The 26,195-nt window shown below is 53.0% G+C and carries 19 protein-coding genes and 2 rRNA genes (1 of these 21 running past the window's edge); 5 read left to right on the forward strand and 16 right to left on the reverse strand.

Translation table 11 applies throughout. The annotated features are described in order from the left end of the window. Positions 1 to 6: 6 nt before the first annotated feature. Genes ylqF through SD69_RS13870 form a run of 6 tightly spaced genes read right to left on the reverse strand, consistent with a single transcriptional unit; the run spans position 7 to position 5,373 of the window. Entirely contained in the window at positions 7 to 942 is a 936-nt protein-coding gene (ylqF, locus tag SD69_RS13845) for a ribosome biogenesis GTPase YlqF (RefSeq protein ID WP_041523679.1), read from the reverse strand. A gap of 11 nt (positions 943 to 953) precedes the next feature. Further along, entirely contained in the window at positions 954 to 1,169 is a 216-nt protein-coding gene (locus SD69_RS13850) for an RNA-binding S4 domain-containing protein (RefSeq protein WP_041523680.1), read from the reverse strand. A gap of 30 nt (positions 1,170 to 1,199) precedes the next feature. Next, on the reverse strand, positions 1,200 to 1,958 hold the full coding sequence (locus SD69_RS13855; protein WP_052481172.1) for a hypothetical protein: 759 nt from the start codon (positions 1,956 to 1,958) through the stop codon (positions 1,200 to 1,202). Between the two features lie 28 nt (positions 1,959 to 1,986). Next, entirely contained in the window at positions 1,987 to 3,147 is a 1,161-nt protein-coding gene (locus SD69_RS13860; RefSeq protein ID WP_041523681.1) for an ABC transporter permease, read from the reverse strand. Next, positions 3,131 to 3,874 carry an ABC transporter ATP-binding protein gene (locus SD69_RS13865; protein ID WP_041523682.1) on the reverse strand — a complete coding sequence of 248 codons (744 nt, stop codon included), beginning with the start codon at positions 3,872 to 3,874 and terminating at the stop codon, positions 3,131 to 3,133. Before SD69_RS13865 ends, SD69_RS13860 begins: the two co-directional genes overlap by 17 nt. Then, positions 3,871 to 5,373: an alpha/beta fold hydrolase gene (locus SD69_RS13870; RefSeq protein WP_084591584.1), complete on the reverse strand. Its 1,503-nt coding sequence runs from the start codon at positions 5,371 to 5,373 to the stop codon at positions 3,871 to 3,873. The genes SD69_RS13865 and SD69_RS13870 overlap by 4 nt, the downstream gene beginning before the upstream one ends. A gap of 508 nt (positions 5,374 to 5,881) precedes the next feature. Here SD69_RS13870 and SD69_RS13875 point away from each other — a divergent pair. The 3 genes from SD69_RS13875 (at position 5,882) to SD69_RS13885 (ending at position 10,281) form a co-directional block, all read left to right on the forward strand. Continuing rightward, entirely contained in the window at positions 5,882 to 7,099 is a 1,218-nt protein-coding gene (locus SD69_RS13875) for a lytic polysaccharide monooxygenase (RefSeq protein WP_041523683.1), read from the forward strand. Positions 7,100 to 7,393: 294 nt separating this feature from the next. Continuing rightward, on the forward strand, positions 7,394 to 9,715 hold the full coding sequence (locus SD69_RS13880; protein ID WP_198144104.1) for a TonB-dependent receptor: 2,322 nt from the start codon (positions 7,394 to 7,396) through the stop codon (positions 9,713 to 9,715). A gap of 47 nt (positions 9,716 to 9,762) precedes the next feature. Then, entirely contained in the window at positions 9,763 to 10,281 is a 519-nt protein-coding gene (locus SD69_RS13885; protein ID WP_041523684.1) for a DP-EP family protein, read from the forward strand. Positions 10,282 to 10,310: 29 nt separating this feature from the next. On the opposite strand, the gene SD69_RS13890 is transcribed toward SD69_RS13885, so the two are convergent. From SD69_RS13890 to SD69_RS13905, 4 genes are all read right to left on the reverse strand, one after another. Further along, positions 10,311 to 12,911, reverse strand: a complete 2,601-nt coding sequence (locus SD69_RS13890) for a serine/threonine-protein kinase (RefSeq protein ID WP_041523685.1) — start codon at positions 12,909 to 12,911, stop codon at positions 10,311 to 10,313. Beyond that, entirely contained in the window at positions 12,908 to 13,846 is a 939-nt protein-coding gene (locus tag SD69_RS13895) for an FHA domain-containing protein (RefSeq protein WP_052481174.1), read from the reverse strand. Before SD69_RS13895 ends, SD69_RS13890 begins: the two co-directional genes overlap by 4 nt. Before the next feature lie 335 nt (positions 13,847 to 14,181). Next, positions 14,182 to 14,763 carry a GDSL-type esterase/lipase family protein gene (locus tag SD69_RS13900; RefSeq protein ID WP_041523686.1) on the reverse strand — a complete coding sequence of 194 codons (582 nt, stop codon included), beginning with the start codon at positions 14,761 to 14,763 and terminating at the stop codon, positions 14,182 to 14,184. Positions 14,764 to 14,804: 41 nt separating this feature from the next. Next, entirely contained in the window at positions 14,805 to 16,286 is a 1,482-nt protein-coding gene (locus SD69_RS13905) for an AAA family ATPase (RefSeq protein ID WP_157471695.1), read from the reverse strand. A gap of 237 nt (positions 16,287 to 16,523) precedes the next feature. On the opposite strand from SD69_RS13905, the gene coq7 reads away from it, so the two are divergent. Continuing rightward, on the forward strand, positions 16,524 to 17,168 hold the full coding sequence (gene coq7 / locus SD69_RS13910; protein ID WP_041523687.1) for a 2-polyprenyl-3-methyl-6-methoxy-1,4-benzoquinone monooxygenase: 645 nt from the start codon (positions 16,524 to 16,526) through the stop codon (positions 17,166 to 17,168). A gap of 46 nt (positions 17,169 to 17,214) precedes the next feature. On the opposite strand, the gene SD69_RS13915 is transcribed toward coq7, so the two are convergent. Continuing rightward, positions 17,215 to 17,643 (reverse strand): OsmC family protein, encoded by a 429-nt coding sequence (locus SD69_RS13915; protein ID WP_041523688.1) that lies wholly within the window; start codon positions 17,641 to 17,643, stop codon positions 17,215 to 17,217. A 277-nt stretch (positions 17,644 to 17,920) separates the two neighbouring features. On the opposite strand from SD69_RS13915, the gene crp reads away from it, so the two are divergent. After that, positions 17,921 to 18,556: a cAMP-activated global transcriptional regulator CRP gene (gene crp / locus SD69_RS13920; RefSeq protein ID WP_041523689.1), complete on the forward strand. Its 636-nt coding sequence runs from the start codon at positions 17,921 to 17,923 to the stop codon at positions 18,554 to 18,556. 233 nt (positions 18,557 to 18,789) lie between these two features. Here crp and SD69_RS13925 read toward each other — a convergent pair whose 3' ends face one another. The 5 genes from SD69_RS13925 to SD69_RS13945 all read right to left on the reverse strand — a co-directional run. Beyond that, on the reverse strand, positions 18,790 to 20,019 hold the full coding sequence (locus tag SD69_RS13925) for an MFS transporter (protein ID WP_041523690.1): 1,230 nt from the start codon (positions 20,017 to 20,019) through the stop codon (positions 18,790 to 18,792). Between the two features lie 78 nt (positions 20,020 to 20,097). After that, on the reverse strand, positions 20,098 to 21,243 hold the full coding sequence (locus SD69_RS13930) for a Gfo/Idh/MocA family protein (RefSeq protein ID WP_041523691.1): 1,146 nt from the start codon (positions 21,241 to 21,243) through the stop codon (positions 20,098 to 20,100). Continuing rightward, positions 21,243 to 22,298: a sugar phosphate isomerase/epimerase family protein gene (locus tag SD69_RS13935; RefSeq protein ID WP_332307924.1), complete on the reverse strand. Its 1,056-nt coding sequence runs from the start codon at positions 22,296 to 22,298 to the stop codon at positions 21,243 to 21,245. Before SD69_RS13935 ends, SD69_RS13930 begins: the two co-directional genes overlap by 1 nt. A gap of 1,226 nt (positions 22,299 to 23,524) precedes the next feature. Continuing rightward, positions 23,525 to 23,640 (reverse strand): 5S ribosomal RNA (gene rrf, locus SD69_RS13940). 188 nt (positions 23,641 to 23,828) lie between these two features. Then, positions 23,829 to 26,195, reverse strand: a 23S ribosomal RNA gene (locus tag SD69_RS13945); it runs 518 nt beyond the window's last position.

Here is a 26,195-nt window from a genome sequence, read left to right on the forward strand (position 1 = left end):
CCGGTTTTAGCGATTTTTACGACTGCGACGCCGGCGCTCGAGCTTTTTTGCCTCTTTGCGCTCGGCCTCTAACTCGGCCAAACGGTCGCCCTCAATAACCTCTTGGGCAACCATCTCTGGGGTCTCTAAGCTAATAGGCCCCAATAGCCCCGCACGAAAATCATTGACGAAGAGCTGGGAAATTTTATTAAAATCGGCGTGGCCACCGGGGCCTAAGCAACCGCGTTTTTTAGCGATCACTTCAAGAAACTCCACCTCATTATCCGGCAGCGCGGTTAACTGATAGCGCTCTTTAAGTGCCTCGGGGTAAGTGCGCAGCAAATAGCCGGCACCAAAAAACGCCACGTCGTCGTACTCTAGTGCCGTATCTTTAATCGCTCCGGTAAACGCCAAGCGGTAACTAGAATTTTCATACTGCTGTTTCGGCCACAAAATACCGGGGGTATCCAACAACATAAAGTCGTCAGCCAGCCAGATTTTCTGTTGGCGTTTCGTTACCGCAGGCTCGTTACCGGTTTTTGCGACGGCCCGCCCCGCTAAAGTATTAATAAGCGTCGACTTACCCACGTTGGGAATGCCCAAAATCATAGCGCGCAATTTTTTATAACCTGTACCGGTTAAGGGCACCAACTTGCGGCACAAATCGGGCAGCATTTTCATGCGGTTTGGGTCTTCGGTACTAATGGCCAAAGTCTTAGTGTTGCGCTGGCTCTCAAAATGCGCTTGCCATAAAGCGATATTTTCCGGGTCGGCCAAGTCACTTTTGGACAACACCTTAACCACTGGCTTCTCACCACGTAGCCTTTGAATCAATGGGTTTTCACTGCTAAAAGGGATACGCGAATCAAGCACCTCGATCACCATATCGACCTCGGGCAAGACTTCGCGCATTTCTTTTTGGGCCTTGTGCATATGGCCCGGGTACCACTGTAACGTTGCCATCAATGTGCGCCTTATTTTGCAATCACAATGGCTTCGCCATTAAATTCTATGCGCTGCCCCGGCACCAGTTTGCAGCGCTTACGGGTCTCAATAACACCGTCCACACTAACCATGCCGGCGTCGATCACTTGCTTTGCAACTGCGCCACTTTCGACCCAGCCCTCCACTTTTAACAGGTTTGCCAGGGTAATAAACTCTGTACCGTCCAGCGCAAACGTATCGGTCATGGGTACCTCAGATGTCGTCGTTAATGTCCGCTAAGAGCCGGGCTCTTGGGGGTAAAAATCGCGTTTTATAGCATCCAGCAAAGGTGGCCACATCGACCGCCATGCTTGCCAGTTGTGCTCGCCCTCAACGCTCACTACGTGGCGGGCGGGCAGCATGTTTGCCAGCGCTTGCCCCGGTGGGTAAAACTTACCCGAGCGAGCCAGCCCCAAATACCAGTGCTGGCGCTCTGACGGAGGTTGCTGCTCCAGCCAGGGCCATAGGTTCTTGTCGGTCTCCAGCTGCTGAGCAGGCTCACCCTCATGACCGGCCAGCTTATATTGATAATACTCAGGCTCACCCAAATAAGGGGTTAATAAGCTCAAAGACGCCGGGCGCCAGGCGTCTGAGTCGCGCCAGTATAGCAGACTGCCAAAGCCACCTAACGACACACCGGCAAAATGTATTTGCTGGTAGCGCGCAGCCTTAGCCGGGTCGATCACATCCTGCTGTAAGCGCGACAAGAGTGTACGATCGCGGTAGTAGCCAAAGTGCGCATCGGCCACTAAGACATCCAAGGGCAAGTTCGCATTGCGCAGTTGAGCAATCAGCCCCTCTTGGTAAAAGCGATCCATACTGTCGCCAATTCCCGGCAACATTACGATAGCGTCCGGGGCTATGGGGCACTGCTGTGTTGTGGTTACTTGATAATCCAGTGCCCGGCAGTACACCTGCACAGCCATGGGTGTCGCGGCCGAGCGCCAGTAATAGCAACCCGGCAATAAACCGGCCGCGCACAGTAGCGCAGCCAACGTCAGGCTCCGAGGCCGGCTCGCTCGATTAACCATAAATAATTTTAGCCCGCCGCAATTGCCGGCCGGCAAACCACAGCGCCGCTGCCACAATCGGCAAAGCTGACAACCAAAAAGCGCTAAAGGCCCACGCAGGGGCGCCCTCTCCCAGCAGCAAAGCTTTTAGTACCGATTGGTGCCCAAGCAATGGCACCCACAGCTGCCAGCTGGAAAAAATACCTGGGCTGGTCATAACTATAAAAAACGGAATCATCGGTAGTAACACCAGTAAGCTCATGTAGGTTTGTGCATCTTTAAAAGAGCGCGACAAAATACCCAGCGCCAGTTGCAGCGCTGCGGCAATCATTGCCACCGGCAATAACGCCCAAAAGATGGCGAGTATCGCGCTCACCCCCACCTCAACCCGAAACCCCATTTCATTAAATGGCAGTAAAGCTAAGGCGATACTCATCAACAACAGGGTTAACACCACCACGCTCAGCGTTAGGCACACAGCCGCCAGCCATTTACCCACAATAATGACACTTGAGGGAGTCGGGTTAATCAGTAGTGGCTCCAGCGAGCGCCGCTCGCGCTCCCCGGCGGTCATATCAGCCGAGAACCCCATACTGCCCATCATCGCACTCATTAATAATAGCAGCGGTACACCGGCCAAAATCAGCCCCCCCATTTGCTGTTCGCTGGCGACGTTAGTTTCGCGAATACTCACGGGGCTTATCAGTTCAGGGCTTAATCCCCGAGCCATCACATTAATGGCGGCATTGCGCGATGAGTACTGGTAAATAAGATTGCGCACCCGCCCCAGCGGGCCATGCACATTTTGATTGGCGGCGTTGTACACCAAGGTGACCGGCAGTGGTGCTTTAACCCCAGCAGCACGAGGCTCGGCGGGCATCGTTAGCCCCATGTCGAGCTCGCCCGTGGCAACTGCGTGGTATAAGTCTCCTGCATGCGGCTTCACCACGATCTGGTTTTCTTCCAACCAAGCCACAAGTTCCGGCGCATGGCCAGTTACATGCAACTGGATATTGCTGTTTCCTTCTTTTTGCAAATGAATGGCAAAACCAATGCCCAAAGAAAAAAAGACCACCATATAAATCGGCGGTAAAAACGCTAACCGTAAGGCGCGTTTATCACGCACGGCATCGATCAACTCTTTATAAAAAACGGCTTTAAGCGTGCGCCACATGCTGATGCTCCTTAATCGTAGAGAGCTGTACAAAAGCCTCTTCCAGGCTGGTGCGCCCGCTTTGTTCCACCACCTCGGCAACCGAGCCATCGGCAACAATGCGGCCTCCGGCAATCACAACCACCCGGTCACATAAGTTCTCGACCTCGTACATAAGGTGGCTTGAAAACAACACACTTTTGCCCGCCGCTTTTTGCGCATGCAGCAAACGGCGCACGGCGCGGGTGGTAATAACATCCAGCCCGTTGGTGGGCTCGTCCAGTAAGATATGCGCGGGATCGTGAACAATAGCCCGAGCCAATGCGGTTTTCATGCGCTCGCCGAGAGAGAAACCATCGGCATAACGCGTAGCGATCGACTCCATACCCAGCAATTCAATCAAGCTATCACAAGCCGATGGAATGGCCGCCTCTGGCATGCCCTGCAAACGGGCAAAGTACTCGATGTTTTCTCTTGCAGTTAACCGCTTATAGAGCCCCGCGTTATCTGGTAACACGCCCAACTGACGCCGTGCGATATCGGGCTGTTGTGCAACGTTTACCCCGTCAACGGTAATACTCCCCTCGCAAGGCGAAAGCAAACCGTACATAAGCCGCATTAAGGTGGACTTACCCGCGCCGTTAAGTCCGAGCAGGCCAACAATTTCACCGTCATTGATACTCAGCGATACCTGATCCAGCGCCACGACATTGTCAAAACGCTTGCTGATATTATCGATTTTGATCATAACGCCTCCCCCCCCTGCTCTTGCTCAGGTGCCGATAAATAAGGCGATAGTGGCTTTATGTTTTTCAGGCACGCTGCAGTGTTATCACCCACGTGCGTCTCGGCAATAAATTCCGCAATTACCCGGGCGCTGCAACCAACCTGGGTGACTCCGTGATGTGCACCGGCGGCGCTTAATACGGTAGCGTTACTCAATCCCTCGGCCACCTCCCCAGCCCAGCGTGGCGGTGTAATGGGGTCGCGCTCCCCCGACAACAACAGCGCCGGCACATCACTTTGAACGGGCTGATAAAACTCTGGAGCGATATCGGCCTTGGGCCAAAACTCACAAATACGCGCAACCGGTGCCGCCAGGTCTACCCCTAAAAAATCAGCGCTACTGGGCCTCGGCGATACGCCGGCATCTTCGTTACACAGAATCGTCATGTGCATGCCAAGCGCCAAATTTGGGGAATGGGCACTGTCCGAAATACGGGTAATTAAACTGGCTACCAGCCGATAATCCTCTTGTGCCGCCGCCGACAGTGCCGCCGGAAGCAGGCGGCTGGCTAGGCGATCGTACAAGCTGAAACGCACCAGGCCGGCCAACTTGCTATCGTCCAGCAGCAAAGGCGTGGCGAGCCCCGTCAACGGGTGGTCAATACTCAGTGTGACTGGCGCCGCCCGCAAGCGCGAGGCAGCCTGCTCTGCTGCCGCAACACTATCGCCATAGCGCTCAGCACACGCCGGCAGCGCCAAACACTGATCGGCCACACGCTGCAGCGCGCGGTTGGCTTCGGCGCCAATGTTGTAGGGCATCGCCAGTTGCACCGGCGCGAGCCCATCCATAACCACCGCCCGTAATGATTGTGGGTAATGTGCCAGGTACGCCAAAATAACCCGGGTGCCATAAGAGCCTCCCCATACATTGATACGCGAATAACCCAGCGCCTGCCGCACCGCCTCCAAATCGTCGACCGCCGCTGTGGTTGTATAGTGGGGCGCGCGATCGGCCAGCGTATTAGCACACTTTCGATACTGAGCAATGCTTTCCTCGGTCGCGGCAGCAGAGTGACCAAGTAACTGATTGGATTCGCTGAGCTCGCAGTGCAATGGGCTCGACTGACCGGTGCCGCGTTGATCGACAAATACAATATCGCGCTTTTTACGCAGCTCATAGAACGAGCCCGCCAACATATCGGCGATGTCTGTTGCCGATTGTCCCGGGCCTCCGGCGATGACAAACAGCGGGTCCGCCTCGGGGGCGGCGCTGATGGCAGGCCAGCGTTTAATGTATAGCTCAATGGTGTTATCAGGCTGCTCTCGCGTTAGCGGCACGGTTAGGTAGCCACATTCGGCACCGCTTACCAAAGGGGTTTCGTCAGCTTTACGCTCGCAAGGCGCGAGCAACTCAGCCGAGCGAAGTTGATCGCGCCCGGCGTTTTTATCGCACCCCGACAGGGCAACTGATACAAAAGCACCGGACAAACACCATAAAAAAACACAGATACTCTCCTTCACAAACGCAGCTCCTTAACTCGTATTGCTTTTTATGGGTGTGCATTGCTAACGACAGCGCACTAAGGCTATAACGCCGCGCCTGCGCACCAGTATACCCTCCAGCCTTGGGCGATTGTACGCGTTGGCAATGATTGTGGGCATAACTACCAAGCCTACTGGTACAGCAAAAACGATGCATCAGCGCAATAACCGCCTGCCGAGCGGCTCTTAATTTAAAAAGAGGGGTAACCGCTTATTTATCAAAGCCTTAGAAGGCGAAAAGCCTAAAGGTATAGCCGCCCTATCCTTTAAGCCGTCCCGCCCGCCATGAAAGTTAGTACCAAATGTGAAGCAGTTAACACCAAGAATTATGGTATTTAGTAACATACTGCGCTACTATCTAGCGCTGAAGCACGATGTACAGAATGTCAAATATCGTCGTTGCTTTTAGTTGGTATAAAAAGTTGCTGAGGTTGAGTAACCGTTCCACCAGGAAACCCAATAAAAAAGTCATCCCAGAGGAGACAACATGCACACCAATAAAAAACACACCCTAACCGGTAAAGTCAGTACATTTAAACGCTCAAAAGGCGCTGTGGCCTTTGCGGCAATGGTTACCAGCTCTGTCGCGCTGCTGTCAGCCGTCGATGCCACGGCTCACGGGTATGTATCATCACCCAAAAGCCGAGTGATTCAATGTAAAGAAGACGGAATCGAGAACCCTAGTCTACCGGCGTGTATCGCGGCAAAAGCCGCTGGTAATGGCGGTTTATACACTCCACAGGAAGTCGCCGTTGGCGGCGTACGTGATGACCACCGGGATTACATCGCCGACGGGCAGTTGTGTAGCGTTGGCCGCAGCAACCTGGCGGGTATGGATCTAAACCGTACCGACTGGCCTGCAACAAGCGTAACCCCAGGCCCGCTAGATTTTGTGTGGACCAACACCGCCGCACACAAAACCATGTACTTTCGCTATTACATTACGCGTGAAGGTCACGATTTAACGCAACCTTTGCGCTGGGACGACCTGGAATTGATTCACGACTCCGGCCGTGCAGATCAAGAAGCAGTATCAACCCATAACGTCGATCTGCCCTACCGTACCGGCCGTCATATCGTGTACAGCGTTTGGCAGCGCGATTGGGAGCGCGACGCCGCTGAAGGGTTTTATCAATGTATCGATGTAGACTTCGGCAATGGCAGCGGTAATAGCTCCAGTTCTACGTCCAGCTCCAGCTCAAGTTCCTCATCAAGCAGCGTGTCCAGCAGCTCGTCAAGTGACTCCAACGATACTTGTGCAGGGCTCACCGAGTGGAACAGCAGCAGCGTATACACCGGCTCGGATCAAGTCAGCTACTTAGACAATCGCTATCAAGCGAAGTGGTGGACACAGGGAGCAAACCCTGCCGAAAACTCTGACGATCATGGTGTCTGGTTAGACTTAGGCGCCTGTACCGGCAGCCCGGTATCATCGTCCAGCTCGAGCAGCTCGAGCAGCTCATCATCAGTGAGCTCATCTAGCGTCTCGTCGGTAAGCTCAAGCAGCTCAAGCAGCACCTCGGGCGATTGCACCTCTGCCAACTATGTTGACGGCAGCGCTTACGCTAACGGCGCGCTGGTGCAAAACGGCGGCAGCGAGTACAGCTGTAATGTAAGCGGCTGGTGTAGTACGGGCGGGCCTTACGCTCCAGGCACTGGCTGGGCTTGGGACAACGCCTGGTCGCTGGAACGCAGCTGTAACTAAAAGGCTAACGTTGGTGTATTGCACGGTAAGCGCTTTATAACGCAAAACACCTGCGGTTACACTTTTAAAACCCCACCTTAAACCGTGGGGTTTTTTTATACTTGCCCGGTAACCTCCTCCCGCTCCCGCCAGTCATTTCGCCACATTGCAAATAGACTTCAGACAATCGCTCAATCGAGCAACCTTGTGTGCAGATGCATCAACGGTTGCCAAATGCTGGCGCCTGACTCACTATATCCAGCTGGAGATAAACTGATCAAAACATCAACCCGCCAAAAAACAAGGACCCAAACCGTGAAGGCTGTAAACCAAGCCCATCGTTACCATTCAACCGCTCAGTGTTTTAACAAAATAATCAGCCCCAATGATCATGGGGCTCCAGGCTTAAAACGGCGGTTGGCCGTTTGCATCGCCCTCTCTTTACCTTTGACAACCAATACACTGGCAGCGGATGAGTCGAGCAGCCCGAGTCATGCCAACCCGAGCATCGAAGAAATCACGGTAACCTCAAGCAAGCGCACGCAAAACCGCAACGACTTTGCGGGTTCCGTCTCGGTATTTAACCAGCAATGGCTCGAACACCAGCAGCCTCTGTCTTTGCAAACTCTGGCGGGCAATACGCCGGGTTTTAATATGATTGATACCGGCAGCCGCAACCCGAGCCCACTGGTGATTCGCGGATTGCGATTTGCCGGTGTGGACGCTAATGACCTGGGCGGCGACGGTGGCAGCGTAACGCGCTACCTAGACGACATTCCGTTACCCGGAGGCTTTATACCACCGGATTTACAGCTATTAGACTTAGAGCAAGTGGAAGTACTAAAAGGGCCGCAGGGCACCTTGTACGGCAGCAGCTCGCTCGCAGGTGTGGTCCGCTATGAGGCGGTTAAGCCTGACTTAAACGAATTTGCCACCGAACTTAATGCCAGTGCCAGCAGCACAGCGCACAGTGATGATTTGGGTCACGCGGTAGGGCTGATCAGCAATCTGCCCATCGCCAACGGTAAAGCCGCGGCGCGGATTGTGCTCCGCCAAGACGAGGTTGCCGGGTTCATCGATAATAATTACCTGCTAAGTGGCACTCAGAAAGACATTAACGATGAAGAGGGCAAGCAAGCTCGCCTAAGTCTTCGTTGGAAGCCAGTCGATGCCTTGACTCTGGACGCCAGCTACCACTATCAGGATCGCTTTGTCGGCGACCGCCAAGCCAGCAATGAACCCTTTACCGATGACCCCTATGGGGCTTCAAGTCGCTACCTGCAACCGGCCGACACTAAAGTAGAAATGACGAGCATCTCAGCGCACTATGAGTTTGAACATGTTGAGGCCACGGCGATTCACAGCCGCTACGATTACACCACCCAAAGTGAAGCCGACCAGACCGATTACTTATTGGGCTATGACCCAGCTTATTACGGTGCCTACGAGGACTTCCGAGCCATTACTCTCAGCGACTTTGACGTCACCAAAAGCAGTACCGAACTGCGTCTGGCGTCGCGCGATAACGCCCCTCAACTGCAATGGTTGCTGGGCGTGTTTTACAGTGAAGACAAGGTAAATGGTGATATCGTCGACCTAGCCCCCGGGTTCGACGAATTTCAAGGCGTCAATGAGCCTCGTGATTATTACGCAGTACAGCAGGAGCAGCTAAGCGAGTCCGCTTTGTTTGGCGAATCGACGTATCATATAAATCCGCAGTGGCAGGTCACGCTAGGTGGGCGCTACTACGAGCAGCAAGATGATTTAGAAATCTGCTCAGCGATCCCAATGTACGACGCGCTATTTGACGAGCCACCAACATTTTACTGTAACGACGATCATGAAAGTGACAAGGGTTTTCTCTGGAAAGCCAGCGCGCAATATCAAGTATCGTTCGGCTCACGCTTGTATGGCGTTTACTCTGAAGGCTTTCGCCGCGGCGGCAGTAACGCCCTACCCACGTACATTGAAAACAACCGCAGCTATCAACCTGATTATGCCGAGCATTACGAACTGGGCTTTTTATCGGGCGATTTGTGGCAAAGCGCCACGCTCAACGCCAGCATTTACGCCATCGACTGGCAAGACATTCAACAAACGGCGTGGGAGAGCAACTACCTCGTCACGGTTAATGCCGGCACGGCGCGCTCGCTTGGGGTAGAGCTGGAAGGCCGCTTTAACCTAACCGAAAGCTGGGGCCTGGCCTGGGGCGCCGCTTACAACGAAGCCACGTTGCGCACGCCGGCCGATGATATCGTTGGTACGGTGGTGACGGGTGAATCGGGCGATCGCTTGCCGGGATCACCCAAAGAGCAGTGGCACATTGGACTCGACGGACAACATCAATTTGACGCTTTTCAGTTAGATACTCTAGTATCAGTGATGTCTCTTGGTGAGATTACCACCGCGCTGAACGACACCATGGCCGATTACGAACGCCTACCCGGGTTTACCATGCTGAACGCTCACGTAGGCGCGCAGTGGGGCAATTGGTACTGGGCGCTCGATGCAACCAACCTCACCGACGAGCGAGCGATTACCAGCGGGCGCCACGAAAGTGTGTACGGCCCACAAGGTCGCTTTGATACCATCACCCGGCCCCGTACTCTGAGCTTGAGCGTACGTCTATCGTTATAGGGTGACGGAACACATAACACGACTGACAATTCACAGGATGGTTTAACATGTCAAAGAAAGACAATGGTCCAATCGATGCTCCGGGGCACGTCAATGTGCCAATCGGCGGCGCGGCAATCGGGGTATTCGACATCACCCCCAAAACACCCAGTGATGGCAAAGCCAGGGACTGGAAACTAGAAGCAATTTATAACGGCAAAGCGACCAAGGTTAAAGAGATGGTGGTACGCTTTGAGCCAGAATCGGAGCCCTATCAAGAGCGTTATGAGCGTGCGGTTTTGGTGTTTCACATAGCCGAGGGAGCCCAAAGCAAAAAATGCCGCTGGAGCTTTGCTGGAGACGGCATCCAGTACGAGCCAGGCCAGGAAGATAACCTGCATAACATCGAGCCAAAGGTCTCGGCCGACGGCCAAGTACTGACACTGACGATCCACGATTTTAACGACAACAGCGAAACCGTGGACTTTCGCTTTACAGCCCAATGCGAAAACCTAAAATCCGGTGAAGTACTGCTGTTTAACTCGCCCGACCCGGGTATCCGAATAGGACGTCCGCCAGGACCCTAGGTTATTTTTACGTAAAGCATGTGAGTGCCCTACTGTGCTGCTGGACAGCCTGTAGCGGCGCTCCCGGTCTCCGACGCAAACAGTCCTTGCCCACACAGCGATGCAAACCAAGGCATCGAGAACCACACAGCCCCCATACCAGTACTTAACGCCTCCTGCGCCGCCAATTGCGCCGAAATATGCTCGCCAGCCAAGCTGTACACTAACGCCCCGACATAATGCGTATCGCCACTGTTTGGGTCCAACTCTCGCACCTGTTGATATGCCTCTAGGGCCGCTTTGAAGTGCCCGAGTTGCGCCAACGCCTGAGCCCTAGCACGCAGCGACATAACATCCGTATTACCCTCCGTGACCTCGAGCAATTGCAAGTATTGCTGACGGGCACTGGAGTCCTTCATTAAGAGCGTAGTATCCGCTGAATTCAGCAAACCCTGCGGGTCACCCGGCGCGCGCGACAGCGACTCTGTGAACAGCGATTGCGCCTTGGAATATTGCCGCTCGAGCATATAAACCAAGCCCAAATTATTCAACACAATAGCGGTTCTCTCACTTTGCAAAACCTGATCAAACGCGTCGCGTGCCTCGGGTAACCGCCCTTCCCACAACGCAATCAAGCCGCGAAAACTTGTGGTTTTATGATCGCCGGGGTTGAGGCTGTGAGCTTTATCAATATGCGCCCAAGCCGCGCCGACGTTTCCCGTTAACCAGTGAGCCATTGATAAACGAAAATGATTCTGCGCGCTGGGGCGTAGTTTTAGAGCGTTATCAAAGTGATCCACCGCGGCCTGATATTCGCCCTCGGTAAGCGCCAACAAACCTTTGGTTTCGGCCAGTTTTAACGGACTGGTGCCCAGCGCTTCAAACTCGGGAATAAACGCCCGCGCGGCGTCATAATCTCGCTGGGCACGTGCCAACGCAAATTGATTAAGCATCTGCCCCTCGGTCTCAGCGTGACGGGCCGAGGGTAAAAATTGTTTAAGTCGAGTAAGGTAATCACTGTTGCCGGTGTCGTGATACAAGTCCAGTGCAATTTCGCGATACAGCGTTTGCACGCTAGACCACTCTTGCGAATTGCCCGCTAGGGATTCAAGCTGTGCCAACTGATTTTGGTTAGCGCCACTCTCACCGTAGTGTTGATACTGATCGACAAAAACTTTGTAGTCCTGCTCGTCGGGTAATTGAATGGTTCGCTCATCGCGGTAATCATAAAGCTGATGCACGTGCTGATAAACGCTCTCGGCAAGCACCCCATAGTGCTCGGTTAAGGCTCGATAGGTAACACTTGCCTGCATGGTTAAACGGGCCCCGTCCGCATTAGCCGCCAGACGATTAAGAGTAATATCACACCAGGCACGCTCACAATAAACGCTGGAGGTAATCAGCTCACGGGCGCCAACGGCCGCTAACAAATCTTGCGGGCTACCGCTGAAACCTTCCACCTCAAAACGTGGAATTAAATCCAGGTACGGCACACGTAAAGCGCCTTCCGTGGCTGCCTGATACACCGTACCCGAGATAGTTCGCAACTCACCTGCGGGAACATTGTCTGCGGCCAGTGTGGGGGGTAACACCGCGACGGCCTGAGCCTGTGGCGTGAAAGGAAAATAGACAACAGCGACAACCGTCGCAACAATCACCACGGCTGCCGCCCCTAAAAGAGCGGGCCACTTACGCCGTCGTGATGCCGGTGGCGGCAACAGTTGCGCGTGATAATTCTCCGGTAAATCCAACGTTGCGCGGACATCGTTGTTCACGGGTGCCGGCACCTGAGTCCAATTTTCTGATTCGCGCGTGGTTAAGTCGTATTGATAAATTCCGTTTAAGGTATCGCACACAAACTGACTACTTTGTGGGCGCTGCTCGCGTTGCTTGGCTAAAAGCCCCGCCAACAATTGCACAAGCTCGGGGGGCAGTCCGTTCTCTTCGAGGTTTATGACATTTAAAGGCGTATGAGTAATATCCTGCAGTAACTTAAGCGCATTGTTGGTCGTGCCAAAAGGATGCGCATTAAATAATACGTAATAGGCAACCAGACCAAACGAGAAAAGGTCACTTCTAAAATCCAGCGACTCGCCGGTTATTTGCTCGGGCGACATAAACGCGTAGCTACCGATAACGGCTTGGGTTAACTCCGTCTCTTTACCCAGCTCGCGAGCAATACCAAAATCCGTCAGCTTGGCGTGACCGGCGCGGTTGATAATAATGTTTTCGGGTTTTAAATCGCGGTGCAGAATGCCGGCGGTATGGGCACACGCTAAGCCTGCGGCTATCTCGTGCAGCCACTGCAATCGCTCTGAGGTAGATGGGCACGCTTCACGCAACGTGTGAGCGAGGTTAGCTCCCTCGACATACTCCATCACTAACGAGCAACCACCGGGCTCTTCGATAAAGTCGTAGATTTGCACAATACACGGGTGATTTAACTTGGCAAGGAACTTAGCCTCGCGCTGAAGTCGCTCTAAGTGATCGGCGTTAGCTCCGTCTTCTCGCAAGCGCTTAATGGCCACCCGACGCTCAAGCTGTTCATCCCAAGCCAGGTAAACCTGCCCCATTCCGCCCTGCCCAATAATACGCTCAATGCGGTATCGGCTGGCGATAACAGTATCGGTGTGCAGGGGGTGAGTGGTCATCTAGGTATGATAATCGGGCGGGTTTTGCTATCCAAACTTTGATATTCGACGTTACCGCCTTTAACGATAGTAAACTGACTACAGCCTAATCGCAGTGTGGTGCCGCGGCGCTCGACAAACTTTTCGTGGTTAATGTGTGGCAAAACTTTGGCCAGCTGCTGCCGGGCGCGATAAATTTGGATGTTTAGATGACCAGGCTCCAGACCCAGTTCGCGCACCAACAGCTCGTTAGGCACCCACCCCTGATTACAGCTGGTTAAGCCCCGGGCGATGTCATCTACTCTATGGCGAGCTAACAGCAACAAAAGGTAGTTGTGAGCGCGAATACCCAGGTTATGGCTCACCTCCGCGCTCACCACATCGAGATCCGTCGTCTCTTCATCGAGGCTAACATCAAACTTCAGATAGCTATCGGTAATGCAGGCGTCGGCGGTGCGCTTTTCGATGGTGGGGGCATAATCGCGGGCGCAAAACAGCTGCCAGGAGCCTTCGCGACACTCGATAATATCGTTATGACTAAGTGCCTGGGGCGCTTGCGGTGAAATAATACGCTGCGCTTGCCACTGAGCGGTTTTGGAATCCTGCTCGACGTACCACTCGGGGCTTTGCTCGCTGGGAATCAGGTTGACTGCCTGCAGCTCAATAGCCTTACTCAGGTCGCGGCCCTGCCCCATGGGCAGTAACAAATCACACGGCGGGGCAAGATTTTCGACTATTAAGGCGACGCCGTCTTCGCCGGCGAGCTGAACAAGGTCACCCACGGTAAGCGGAATATAATCTCCGCTGGCGATTCGCTTGCCGTTAACCCAGGTACCATTGCGGCTGAGGTCTTTAATTTGCCAGTGCTGGCCGTTCCATTCAATCGACAAATGTCGGCGTGATATATAGGGATTGTCGATAAAAGTATCAACTTTACCGGCAAGCGAGCCTACCATGTGATGGGCAGCAACTGGAAATCGTAGGTCAGTATCCCTACGGTACAGGTAAGCCATTACCAGATCCCTATGTCATTAGAAAAACGTGTCGAGGCGATTAGAACGCGGCAAGTCCTTAAGCGTATTCCAATCCTTGAGCGTTTTCCCAGGCTTATCGCCAATATAGATCCTTGGATGACGCGTTAATCAGCCATTTGTACAGAACGCCGATTATCAAGCTTTTGAGAGTCTAATACAGCTAGCTCCGTACGGCAAATGCCGTGAAATTTCATAGGCTTATGGCACAAAATTAAGCACAAGCCTAAGTTTAGATGCCCGCTTCGCGCAACCCTAAACTAGAGCGCGCCCGCCTCGGCCAGGGTTGTCTGAACGGCTAGCGCGATACGCTCATAGCCCTTGCCATTGGGGTGAATCCGGTCCGAGCGCCACTTGGACTCGCCCAATACGTCGGCCACTACATCATCCAACAAAGGAACGTCATTTTCCTCCGCAAGGGCTTTATATAAGGGTTCTGCGCGCAACAACAACGAACGCTGCGGCACGGCAATGAGCACCACGGGGATACTCTGCGCCCGCGCCATATCAATCATCGCTTGCAGATTAGTTTGCAGCTGGGCTTTGTCTAATCCGCGCAAAATATCGTTGCCACCATGGCACAGCAGCAATAAATCGGGCTGCTCTGCCGCCAGTACATCCGGTAAACGCCGCAGTCCCTCGGCCGACACCTCCCCCGGAACACCGGCATTAACAACATCACGACTCAACAAACGGGCGAGATGCTCCGGGTAACTCTGCCCGGCGCCCGCGCCCGTCCCTCGGGTTAAGCTGTCACCAAATGCCAATATCCGGGCGCTTGGCGCCAAGGGCGCTAGTGACGTTGGATCGGCGCACCCACTCAGGCACAGCAAAAGAATCATCCAAAGCCTGCACCCAAGCCGCCACGGGGCGTTGCGGCACCTCAAGCCGGCACCGTGCGCTCAGCCGCCCAGGAGCGAAGCCTGGCGATTTGCTCAGCCATGACCACCGACAGCGGGCTGGTAGTGGCGCAGGCGGACATAAGAGCCGCAGTGTCCAGCCCCCTTTCTTCGGTATCAGCCTGAAATAACCCAGCCACAACCGCTTGCTCGATTTCCGCGCCGTTAAACCCCTCACTTGCCGCCGCAAGTTGCTCCAAGTCAAACTCAGCAGGGTTAAAGCCTCGCTTGCGTAAATGAATCGCAAAAATCTCTTCGCGTACGTCGGCATCGGGTAAATCCACAAAAAAGATTTCATCCATGCGGCCTTTACGGATTAGCTCTGGTGGCAAACGGCTGATATCGTTGCTGGTAGCGACAATAAACACCCGGCTGGGCCGCTCGGCCATCCAGGTTAACAAAGTGCCCAACAAGCGCTGGGCGACGCCACTGTCGTTACCATCGGGGCTCATGGCTTTTTCGATCTCGTCCATCCACAACACGCAGGGTGACATCGCATCCGCCAGCTGGAGCGCCTCGCGCAAGTTACGCTCGGTTTCTCCGATATATTTGTTGTACAGCGCCGCCATATCGAGCCGCAACAGCGCCAACCCCCACATACCGGCAACGGCTTTTGCCGCTAAGCTTTTACCGCCGCCCTGTACACCGAGCAACAACATACCCTTGGGCCGGTCGGCAACCTCGCCCTCTTTGCAAAACACTTCACGGCGATACTCGAGCCACTGTTTTAGGTTATGCAGCCCTCCCACATTGGCAAAACTATCTACCTCTTGCTCAAAGCTGACGATGCCCTCCAGATCCAGCATTTGAAACTTGCTGCGGTTAAGGCGTGGTAGATCGTCGGCCGAAATCGCGCCATCATCCCAAATAGCCGCGCGTACCAGCCGCTGAATGTCGCTTGCGCTCATGCCCTGCAGGGTCGCAACCAACTTCTTTAAGGTGACATTGTCGGTACGAATTCGGGTATCGCCGTGCTTTTGTGACCAGCGCCGCGCCTCGTCGCGAACAATCTGCATAATCTGATCATCGTTAGGCAGTGCCATAGTGTACGTCGATGCGTAACGGGAGAGCTCTTTGGGTAGAGCCAAACGATAACTAATAAATATTAAGGTGTGAGGGACGGCCAAGTGGTTAAGGGCAATGTCTTTGATCAGTCGCACTATCTCGGGCTGCTCGTCTAAGAACGGGTGAAAATCACACAGCAGATAGATGCACGCCTCGTTTGCGGATTTGATATGGCGCAGCAGCTCAACCGGCTCATTTAGGCGCGTTTCTTTGGCGGCGAGCTGCGGGCCAAAGCCTAGCGTCGATAAGCCGTCCGTCAAGCTCCAGCGTGCAAGACGTGCCGAGCGCTGTCGGGCAACGCGCAAGAGCATGTCCTCGGCCTTCTTTTCTTCGTAGGTTTCCAACACCACCAGCGGAATGCTGGCATCCATGATCTGATTGATATCCGATGTATCTTGCACACTCGATCTCCTTGAAGGTTGCGCAAATCCTGCCAGTGTTAGCGCGACCACGCAAGTATCTTCACGCCAGCGGTCGCAGCCATAGGCAGGCGCCAAGCGCAGTCAGGCAAGCGAATTTCACGTTTCCGTGACATCGCTAAGCGCTCCGATACTGCCAAGCAGCACAATCCACGTTACAATTCCGCTAAAGCAACTGACAACGGTAAAGCGCCGTCACGCTTACTCCAGAGGTTATCTATGGCAGAGACTCGATTTTCGCCCCTTGACCAATTTATTATTCGTGCAGACGGATTGCTTCAGGCCTTAGCCGGTGGCAGGCCTCATGCCGCTCGGCCAACGCCGGCGCAAGCCCTACCCGAGAACGAGCTAAATAAGGCCGAACGCCACCATGCAGCGGGGCTCATGCGGGTTAACCATGCCGGGGAAGTGTGCGCTCAGGCGCTGTATCAAGGTCAGGCGCTAACAGCACAGTTGCCCGATGTACGCGAGCAAATGCGCGAAGCCGCTACCGAGGAGGAGGACCACTTACACTGGTGTCAGACTCGCCTTACCGAGCTCAACAGCCACACCAGCTACCTAAACCCATTGTGGTATGGCGCCTCCTTTGCCATAGGCGCCACGGCGGGTCTAATTGGCGATAAGGTCAGCCTTGGGTTTGTCGCCGCAACCGAGCAACAAGTGTGCAAACATTTAGAGTCACACCTTAAAAGCCTGCCCGCCGCCGATGTGAAATCTCGCGCTATCGTAGAGACGATGCTGGATGACGAGGCTCGCCACGCCCACACCGCGCTAGAAGCGGGCGGCATCCGGTTTCCGGGGCCGGTCAAGGCCTTGATGACGCTAACCTCTAAGGCTATGACGAAAGCGAGTTATTACATCTGATAGAGGCAGTCCACCGTCTGGTGTCAGAGGCCTGAAGCACGGCGGCTCAAGCCTCAGCGCTCTCTACTATCTCGTAATCGTGGGTGATTTCTACCCCGGCTCCTTCTAACATTATTGAGGCTGAGCAGTACTTAGTGGCAGACAACTCTACAGCTCGCGCCACCTGCTTTTCTTTCAAGTCAGTGCCCGCCACCAAAAAATGGAGGTGGATTTTAGTAAATACCGCCGGTACGGCGTCGGCGCGTTCAGCGGTAATCTCAACGCGACAATCTCCTACTGCCTGACGGGTTTTTTTGAGGATACTGACAACATCAAATGTTGAGCAGCCACCCAAACCTAACAGTAGCATCTCCATCGGGCGCACGCCGGTATTACGGCCACCATGGTCCTCCGGGCCGTCCATAACCACACTGTGGCCGCTACCCGATTCGCCCAAGAATTGGGCGCCATCGACCCACTTGACTGTCGCTTGCATGTTACTTGCCTCTTTCAATCCGCTCGTGATGTGTGTGTGGTGCCCAATGCCCGCCGACACACCCTTTTAATTGGGCGGCAAGATTACCACAATCCTATCTTTGACTATACTTGTCGTCGAAAGCTTCATTAATCTATAGCAAAAAGTAAACTTTTATCGATGCTTTATAACTGGATCACAAACATTGAAGACTCTTAATAGCCGAATTTGGCACTTTGTTCGTTTACCGGCATAATGAGGCACCGATTTTGAGACATCTATTGTCAGGAGTAGCACTTTGAGCGCCGCCTCACTTACACCGCACATAACCAATGTTGATGACTTTCTCATCCATTGTCATCGCCGTCGCTACCCCGCCAAAAGCACCATTATTTACGCGGGAGACAAAAGCGATTCCCTATATTACATCGTCAAAGGTTCGGTAACCGTTCTGATCGAAGACGATGAAGGACGTGAAATGATTGTCGCCTACTTAAATGATGGCGACTTTTTTGGCGAGATGGGCCTGTTTGACAGCGAAGACTCTCGTAGCGCCTGGATTCGCGCAAAATCAGAATGTGAAGTAGCTGAAATAAGCTACGCAAAATTTCAAGAAGTAGCGGAAGAGCATCCAGAGTTCTTGTTCTCTCTTAGCTCACAAATGGCGCGCCGCCTGCGCAACACAACCCGTAAAGTGGGCGACCTGGCCTTCTTGGATGTTACCGGCCGTGTGGCCCGCACGCTGCTCGATTTATGTAAAGAGCCCGATGCTATGACTCACCCAGACGGCATGCAGATTAAAATTACCCGTCAGGAAATCGGCCGTATCGTGGGGTGCTCTCGCGAAATGGTGGGACGAGTATTAAAAACTCTGGAGGAACAGGGTTTGGTCGACGTAAAAGGTAAAACCATGGTGGTTTACGGGACGCGATAAAATGACGGAAAGTCTGATGTCTGAAGCCTGACATCGAATACTAATAGAAAGCCCTGCTTTTAAGTGGGGCTTTTTTGTGGCTGGACGGTCACAAATACTTTCTTGGCTTTGCCTCGATAACGGTCAGATACGTTTATGGCTGTAGCGTTAGCATCACAAAAAAGGCGAACCTTAAGGTTCGCCTTTTTATTTTGCATCTGACGTCAGACTTCCGACACCAGAGATTTACCACCTCAATCAGCCAGTGGCTCGGCCTTAATCTCACCTTTTACCAACTTTTTGCGGATCACAAACAAAAAGCCGAACGCAATAATCAAGACGGCCGGAAACATAGCCAGTTGCGCCAAAGTTGCTTGACCCGCTGCCAATTCGGCGGCTGGCCCCACTAACCCTGTCGCCACGGCTTCGGCTTTCGCATCGTCGAGCCACCCGCCGACTACCGGGTTCCAAATGCTCATCGAAAACATGCCGGCACCGCCCATCAAAGACATCCCCAGGGCACCGGTTTTGGGCAGGTATTCACTGACAAAACCGATCATGGTAGGCCAGAAGTAAGTGATCCCCAATGCAAACAGAATGGCGGCACCATACACCAACGCGCCGCTGGTAACGCTTAGAGCATAAATACCAATGGTCGCGACAACAGCCGAAGCCAGCAAGACCCCAGCCGGGTTCAGCGCCTCCACGATCGGGCCCGCAAAATAACGTCCCACCGCCATCAACCCCGTCACCATGGCCAAAATAACCATTGGGTGCGCACCTGAAGCGCTTAGAATTTTATCGATCCACTGAGACGTACCAAACTCCGAAACGGCTGTGAGCGTCATACAGAAAATCATAAAAATAAACAGTGGTGATGCCAATGCTTTAACGTTATTGGCGGTAGAGGTTTCAGAGTGATTCAGAGCCGGGAACGCTTCCACAAACACTAAATAGCCATAAATCGCCGTGGGCAATAACATTGAGGCGATCTGCATTTGCCAGCCAAAACCAAACTTGCTAAGCACCAGCGACACCAACGAACCAATCACGATACCGCCGGGAAACCAAACGTGGAACTTATTGAGCATGACGGTCTTTTTATCGTGGTACAGCTCGGCGATGAGCGGGTTACACGCCGCCTCAACCGAACCGTTGGCAAAGCCAATAAAAAAGCTCGACAAAATCAAGGTCCAAAAGCCAGTCGCCGTCATGGTCATCACAAGACCAATGGCGTGGCAGAAAAAAGCAATGGCCAATAACTTTTTAGGGCCCAAAAAGTTATAGATCAAACCGCCAAACATCATGGCGACGGGGAAGCCCAAAAAGGCGATACCGTTAATGTAACCTAGTTGGGTGTTGGACAAATCAAAACTCGATGCCAGATCGCCAAGAATTCCGGCGCGAATGGCAAAGGTCATGGCGGTAACGATCAGCGCGACGCAGCTGGCCGTAAATATTTTAGTGCGGTGGACTTCTGTCATAGTCTTCAACCTTTGGTGTTTCTTTGGTTATTGTTATATCAATCACCGGGCGCCAAGACGCTCGGTGATGGCTCTATATTACAGTGCGGTCCAGCGGCTGTCCGCCTCGGATGACGCAATCACAGCGGAAATAAACTTGAGGCCTTCTACTCCGGTCTCGATGCCGGGGATCCAGCTTTCTATATCGATTTTTTTGCCATCGCGTTTTGCCTGAAGCACTTCAGCAATATCGCTGTAAACCGTTGCAAAGCCCTCAAGGTAACCTTCCGGGTGCCCCTGGGGAATGCGAATACCGCGAGCCGCAATATCACTGTCGATATTATCATTGCGCCGTGTAATTCGTTGGTGATGAGCAAATAGCGGCGTCAACCATAACTCATTGGGCGTTTCCTGAGCCCACTCCAAGCCCGCTTTATCGCCATAAATTCGAATGCGCAGGCCATTTTCGCAGCCGGGAGCCACCTGGCTCGTCCATAACAACCCCTTGGCGCCGTTCTCAAAGCGCATCATAACGTGCACATTGTCGTCTACTTGACGTCCTGGGACAAAAGCGGTTAAGTCGGCGCACACCGAGCTGACTTTTTGACCGCTGATAAAGCGTGCTAACTGAAAGGCATGGGTACCAATGTCACCCAAACAACCACCCGCGCCCGAACGCGCCGGATCGGTACGCCAGGAGGCCTGTTTGTTATCGTCGCCTTGCGCCTCGGTCAACCACTCTTGAGGGTACTCAACTTGTACTAGCCGAATATTACCCAGATCTCCGCGCTCGACCATTTCACGAGCATAGCGTACCAAGGGGTAGCCACTGTAATTGTGGGTTAAGGCAAAAAAACTGTCCGACTTTTTAACAAGCTGCTCAAGCTCGAGCGCCTCTTCCAGCGTGCGAGTAACAGGCTTGTCGCAAATAACATTAATGCCCGCCTCAAGCGCGGCTTTGGCCACCGGAAAGTGCATGTGGTTAGGGGTAACAATGGCTACCGCCTCGATGCCGTCTTCACGGGCAGCTTCAGCCTTAAACATCTCCTCATACGAGGCGTAAGAGCGCTCGGGGGCGATTAGCAAGTCCTCTGCCGAGGCCTTGGCGTTTTCCGGGTTAGACGACAGCGCACCGGCAACTAACTCATATTTATCGTCAATGCGCGAAGCGATACGGTGTACCGCGCCGATAAAAGCGCCGCGGCCACCGCCGACCATACCTAAACGAATACGTGGTGCTGCCATTACTTACCCCCCAAGCCCAGAATACGACGGTTACTGGCCTCATCGGCCTCACCGCCGGCAAAGTCGTCAAAGGCTTTGTCTGTGATACGGATAATATGCTCCGAAACAAAACGTGAGCCCTCTTCCGCACCGGCTTCGGGGTGTTTCATACAGCATTCCCACTCGATAACAGCCCAGCCATCATAGTTATATTGGGTCAGCTTCGAGAAGATCCCTTTAAAGTCCACCTGGCCATCGCCCAGTGAGCGGAAGCGGCCGGCACGTTCGACCCAACCTTCATAGCCGCCGTACACGCCCTGCTGGGCTGTCGGGTTAAACTCGGCGTCTTTAACGTGGAACATCTTAATACGATCATGATAGCGATCAATAAACGCCAGATAATCAAGCTGCTGCAACATAAAGTGGCTGGGATCATAAAGAATATTGGCCCGAGGATGGTTATCCACCTCTTTCAGGAAGCGCTCGAAGGTTACGCCATCGTGCAGGTCTTCCCCCGGGTGCAGCTCGTAACAAACGTCGACACCCACTTCATCAAACGCATTCAAAATCGGCTTCCAAATCCGCCCAAGCTCGGCAAAACCTGTTTCTACCAGGCCTTTAGGACGTTGTGGCCAAGGGTAAACAAAGGGCCACAACAGCGCGCCGGAAAAGGTCGCATGAGCCTTTAAGCCGAAGTTTTTACTGGCTTTAGCTGCCAGATACAATTGATCGACCGCCCACTTTTGACGCTCGTCCGGCTTACCGTGTAAATGCTCGGGCGCAAAAATATCAAACATCTCATCGTACACAGGGTGCACAGCCACTAACTGGCCCTGCAAGTGAGTAGACAGCTCGGTCAACTCCAAACCGTATTTAGCAAGCGTCTCAGTGACTTCTTTGCAGTAATCCAGGTCGCTGGCGGCACGCTCCAAATCAAACAGGCGCTTATCCCATGAGGGCATTTGAATACCCTTAAAGCCTAGGCCACCGGCCCACTTAGCGATATTTTCCAGAGTATTAAACGGCGCTTCGTCACTGGCAAACTGAGCCAAAAACAAGGCGGGACCTTTGATCATCTTCACTATTATTCTCCCGTAGATCAGTTCAACTGGCGGCTACTTATTGGGCTCCGCTCAGCTGACACTCTTGCGAATATTTTATATATAAGACTCTTTTTATATACAACTTCGTACTTTAGCGCGTTTGGAGAGTCGTGCCAACCGCCATAAATCGACCGCCATAAATCGACCGCCAGAGTATAGCAAGCCTCAGCAAAATACCTATCTCAAGCCACCAGACTTGGCAGAAGTTGGCACTTCTTTACATAGTCATATTAACTATTTGAGACGATTTTAAAAAGGTATCCTCGAAAACGTTAAACATGGAGCGTCGTAACTAAATGCTTCGCCAACTAGACGGCTGAAGTGCTCGAATCCACTAACAGGAAAACTTATCTTATAAAATGGGCGTATTAGATTAGAAGTTTCGCGATAACCTACTTGGCGTGAACGGACTCACTAAGGCCGTGGGCGTATGTAACCCACACGGACGTGGGGAATTAAAGCAACGCCGGAGCCGTTGAGGAGATGTGCAGGAACGGCGACCCGAGTGAGAGTCAGTCACCCATCCCCAAGTTCTCTACAACAAAAAATACCCCGAACCATTGCYGATTCGGGGTATTTCAGATTAGAAGCTTGACGATGACCTACGGTGGGTTACGAGCGCTGCTCGTAATCGCTTGCCCTCCAGGGATGGAGGGTACTTCAAAATCGCAGGAGCATATTTTGATCGCGACGCTAGGGCGCCCTAGCACTCGTTCCTACTGAACAGAGGCTTTTAGTAGGCCCCATGAGCGCAGCGAGTGCTTTGGGTCCACATGGCACTTCGTGCGAGGTAGGGAAAGTAATTCAGCGTATTCAAAATAAAAAAGGCCCATCCTATTCAGGATGGGCCTTATTTATTTAGAAGCTTGACGATGACCTACTTGACGTGAATGGATTCACTAATGCCGCAGGCGCATGGATGCGCAGGAGCGGTCTCACATGGGGATCAAACGGCAGGATTGCCGTTTCAGATAGCCGGAGGCTACCCGAAGGGCGAAGGCAATGGATGGCCTGAGTCAAACCCCACACATAAACAGCGGGGCTGACGTGAAAGGATTCACTAATGCCGTGGGCGCAGGGATGCGCAGGAACGGCGGCCCCGTGTGAGAGTAGTGCATCGTCAAGCCCCACCTAACGTGGATAAAACCCAGACAAGAAAAACGCCCTGCAGGATAACCTACAGGGCGTTTAGATTAGAAGCTTGACGATGACCTACTCTCACATGGGGAAACCCCACACTACCATCGGCGCTGAATCGTTTCACTACTGAGTTCGGAATGGGATCAGGTGGTTCCAATTCGCTATGGTCGTCAAGCAAACAGGCTTGGTGTGTTTTCGGTCTTATCGGCGTTTGCCGGGCCTACTCACGCAACCAAATAGGGTGATGAATTAAGTTGTTACTTACTCTATAAATTGCTGAGGACAGTCTGTGTATGTCTCACTCGAGTCCGTCGATTGATCATGTTACGTTTTCTCTCGTAACCCATCAGTCGTTTCTGTTATATGGTCAAGCCTCACGGGCAATTAGTACTGGTTAGCTCAACGCCTCACAACGCTTCCACACCCAGCCTATCAACGTGGTAGTCTTCCACGGCCCTTTAGGGGATTCAAGATCCCAGGGAAAGCTTATCTTGAAGGAGGCTTCCCGCTTAGATGCTTTCAGCGGTTATCCCGTCCGAACATAGCTACCGGGCAATGCCATTGGCATGACAACCCGAACACCAGAGGTTCGTTCACTCCGGTCCTCTCGTACTAGGAGCAACTCTTCTCAACTTTCCAACGCCCACGGCAGATAGGGACCGAACTGTCTCACGACGTTCTAAACCCAGCTCGCGTACCACTTTAAATGGCGAACAGCCATACCCTTGGGACCGGCTTCAGCCCCAGGATGTGATGAGCCGACATCGAGGTGCCAAACACCGCCGTCGATGTGAACTCTTGGGCGGTATCAGCCTGTTATCCCCGGAGTACCTTTTATCCGTTGAGCGACGACCCTTCCATACAGAATCGCCGGATCACTATGACCTACTTTCGTACCTGCTCGACGTGTCAGTCTCGCAGTTAAGCTGGCTTGTGCCATTACACTAACCTCCTGATTTCCGACCAGGATTAGCCAACCTTCGTGCTCCTCCGTTACTCTTTGGGAGGAGACCGCCCCAGTCAAACTACCCACCATACACTGTCCGCGATCCCGATAAGGGACCTGCGTTAGAACCCCAAACATACCAGGGTGGTATTTCAAGGTTGGCTCCACCACAACTAGCGTCATGGTTTCAAAGCCTCCCACCTATCCTACACAAATAGGTTCAGAGTTCAGTGTAAAGCTATAGTAAAGGTTCACGGGGTCTTTCCGTCTAGCCGCGGGAACACTGCATCTTAACAGCGATTTCAATTTCACTGAGTCTTGGGTGGAGACAGCGTGGCCATCGTTACGCCATTCGTGCAGGTCGGAACTTACCCGACAAGGAATTTCGCTACCTTAGGACCGTTATAGTTACGGCCGCCGTTTACCGGGGCTTCGATCAAGAGCTTCGCCGAAGCTAACCCCATCAATTAACCTTCCGGCACCGGGCAGGCGTCATACCGTATACGTCCACTTACGTGTTTGCACAGTACTATGTTTTTAATAAACAGTCGCAGCCACCTGATCACTTCGACCGACTTCAGCTTAGGGAGCAAGTCCCATCACCAAGGCCGGCGTACCTTCTCCCGAAGTTACGGTACCATTTTGCCTAGTTCCTTCACCCAAGTTCTCTCAAGCGCCTTGGTATTCTCTACCTGATCACCTGTGTCGGTTTACAGTACGGTTCGTTACTACCTGAAGCTTAGAAGCTTTTCCTGGAAGCATGGCATCAACCACTTCGTCTCAATAATGAGACTCGTCATCAGTTCTCAGCCTTAAGAGTCCGGATTTACCTAAACTCTCAGCCTACTACCTTAAACACGGACAACCAACGCCGTGCTGGCCTAGCCTACTCCGTCCCTCCATCGCAGTAATAACAAGTACAGGAATGTTAACCTGTTTCCCATCGACTACGCATTTCTGCCTCGCCTTAGGGGCCGACTAACCCTATTCCGATTAACGTTGAATAGGAAACCTTGATCTTCCGGCGTGGGAGTTTTTCACTCCCATTATCGTTACTCATGTCAGCATTCGCACTTCTGATACCTCCAGCATGCTTCTCAACACACCTTCAACGGCTTACAGAACGCTCCCCTACCATGCTCGAAAGCATCCGCAGCTTCGGTTGCTAGTTTTAGCCCCGTTACATCTTCCGCGCAGGCCGACTCGACTAGTGAGCTATTACGCTTTCTTTAAAGGGTGGCTGCTTCTAAGCCAACCTCCTAGCTGTCTGAGCCTTCCCACATCGTTTCCCACTTAACTAACATTTGGGACCTTAGCTGGCGGTCTGGGTTGTTGCCCTCTTGACAACGGACGTTAGCACCCGCTGTCTGTCTGCCATGATTGCACTCCACGGTATTCGGAGTTTGCATGGGGTTGGTAAGTCGGGATGACCCCCTAGCCCAAACAGTGCTCTACCCCCGTGGGTGAGACATGACGCACTACCTAAATAGTTTTCGGGGAGAACCAGCTATCTCCCGGCTTGATTAGCCTTTCACTCCGATCCACAGGTCATCTCCTAACTTTTCAACGTTAGTGAGTTCGGTCCTCCAGTCAGTGTTACCTAACCTTCAACCTGCCCATGGATAGATCGCCGGGTTTCGGGTCTATTGCCAGCAACTGAGCGCCCTATTAAGACTCGGTTTCCCTACGGCTCCCCTAAACGGTTAACCTTGCTACTGACAATAAGTCGCTGACCCATTATACAAAAGGTACGCAGTCACAGAACAAGTCTGCTCCTACTGCTT

Origin of the sequence: Gilvimarinus agarilyticus, assembly GCF_000832015.1 — a bacterium.
GTDB lineage: Bacteria > Pseudomonadota > Gammaproteobacteria > Pseudomonadales > Cellvibrionaceae > Gilvimarinus > Gilvimarinus agarilyticus.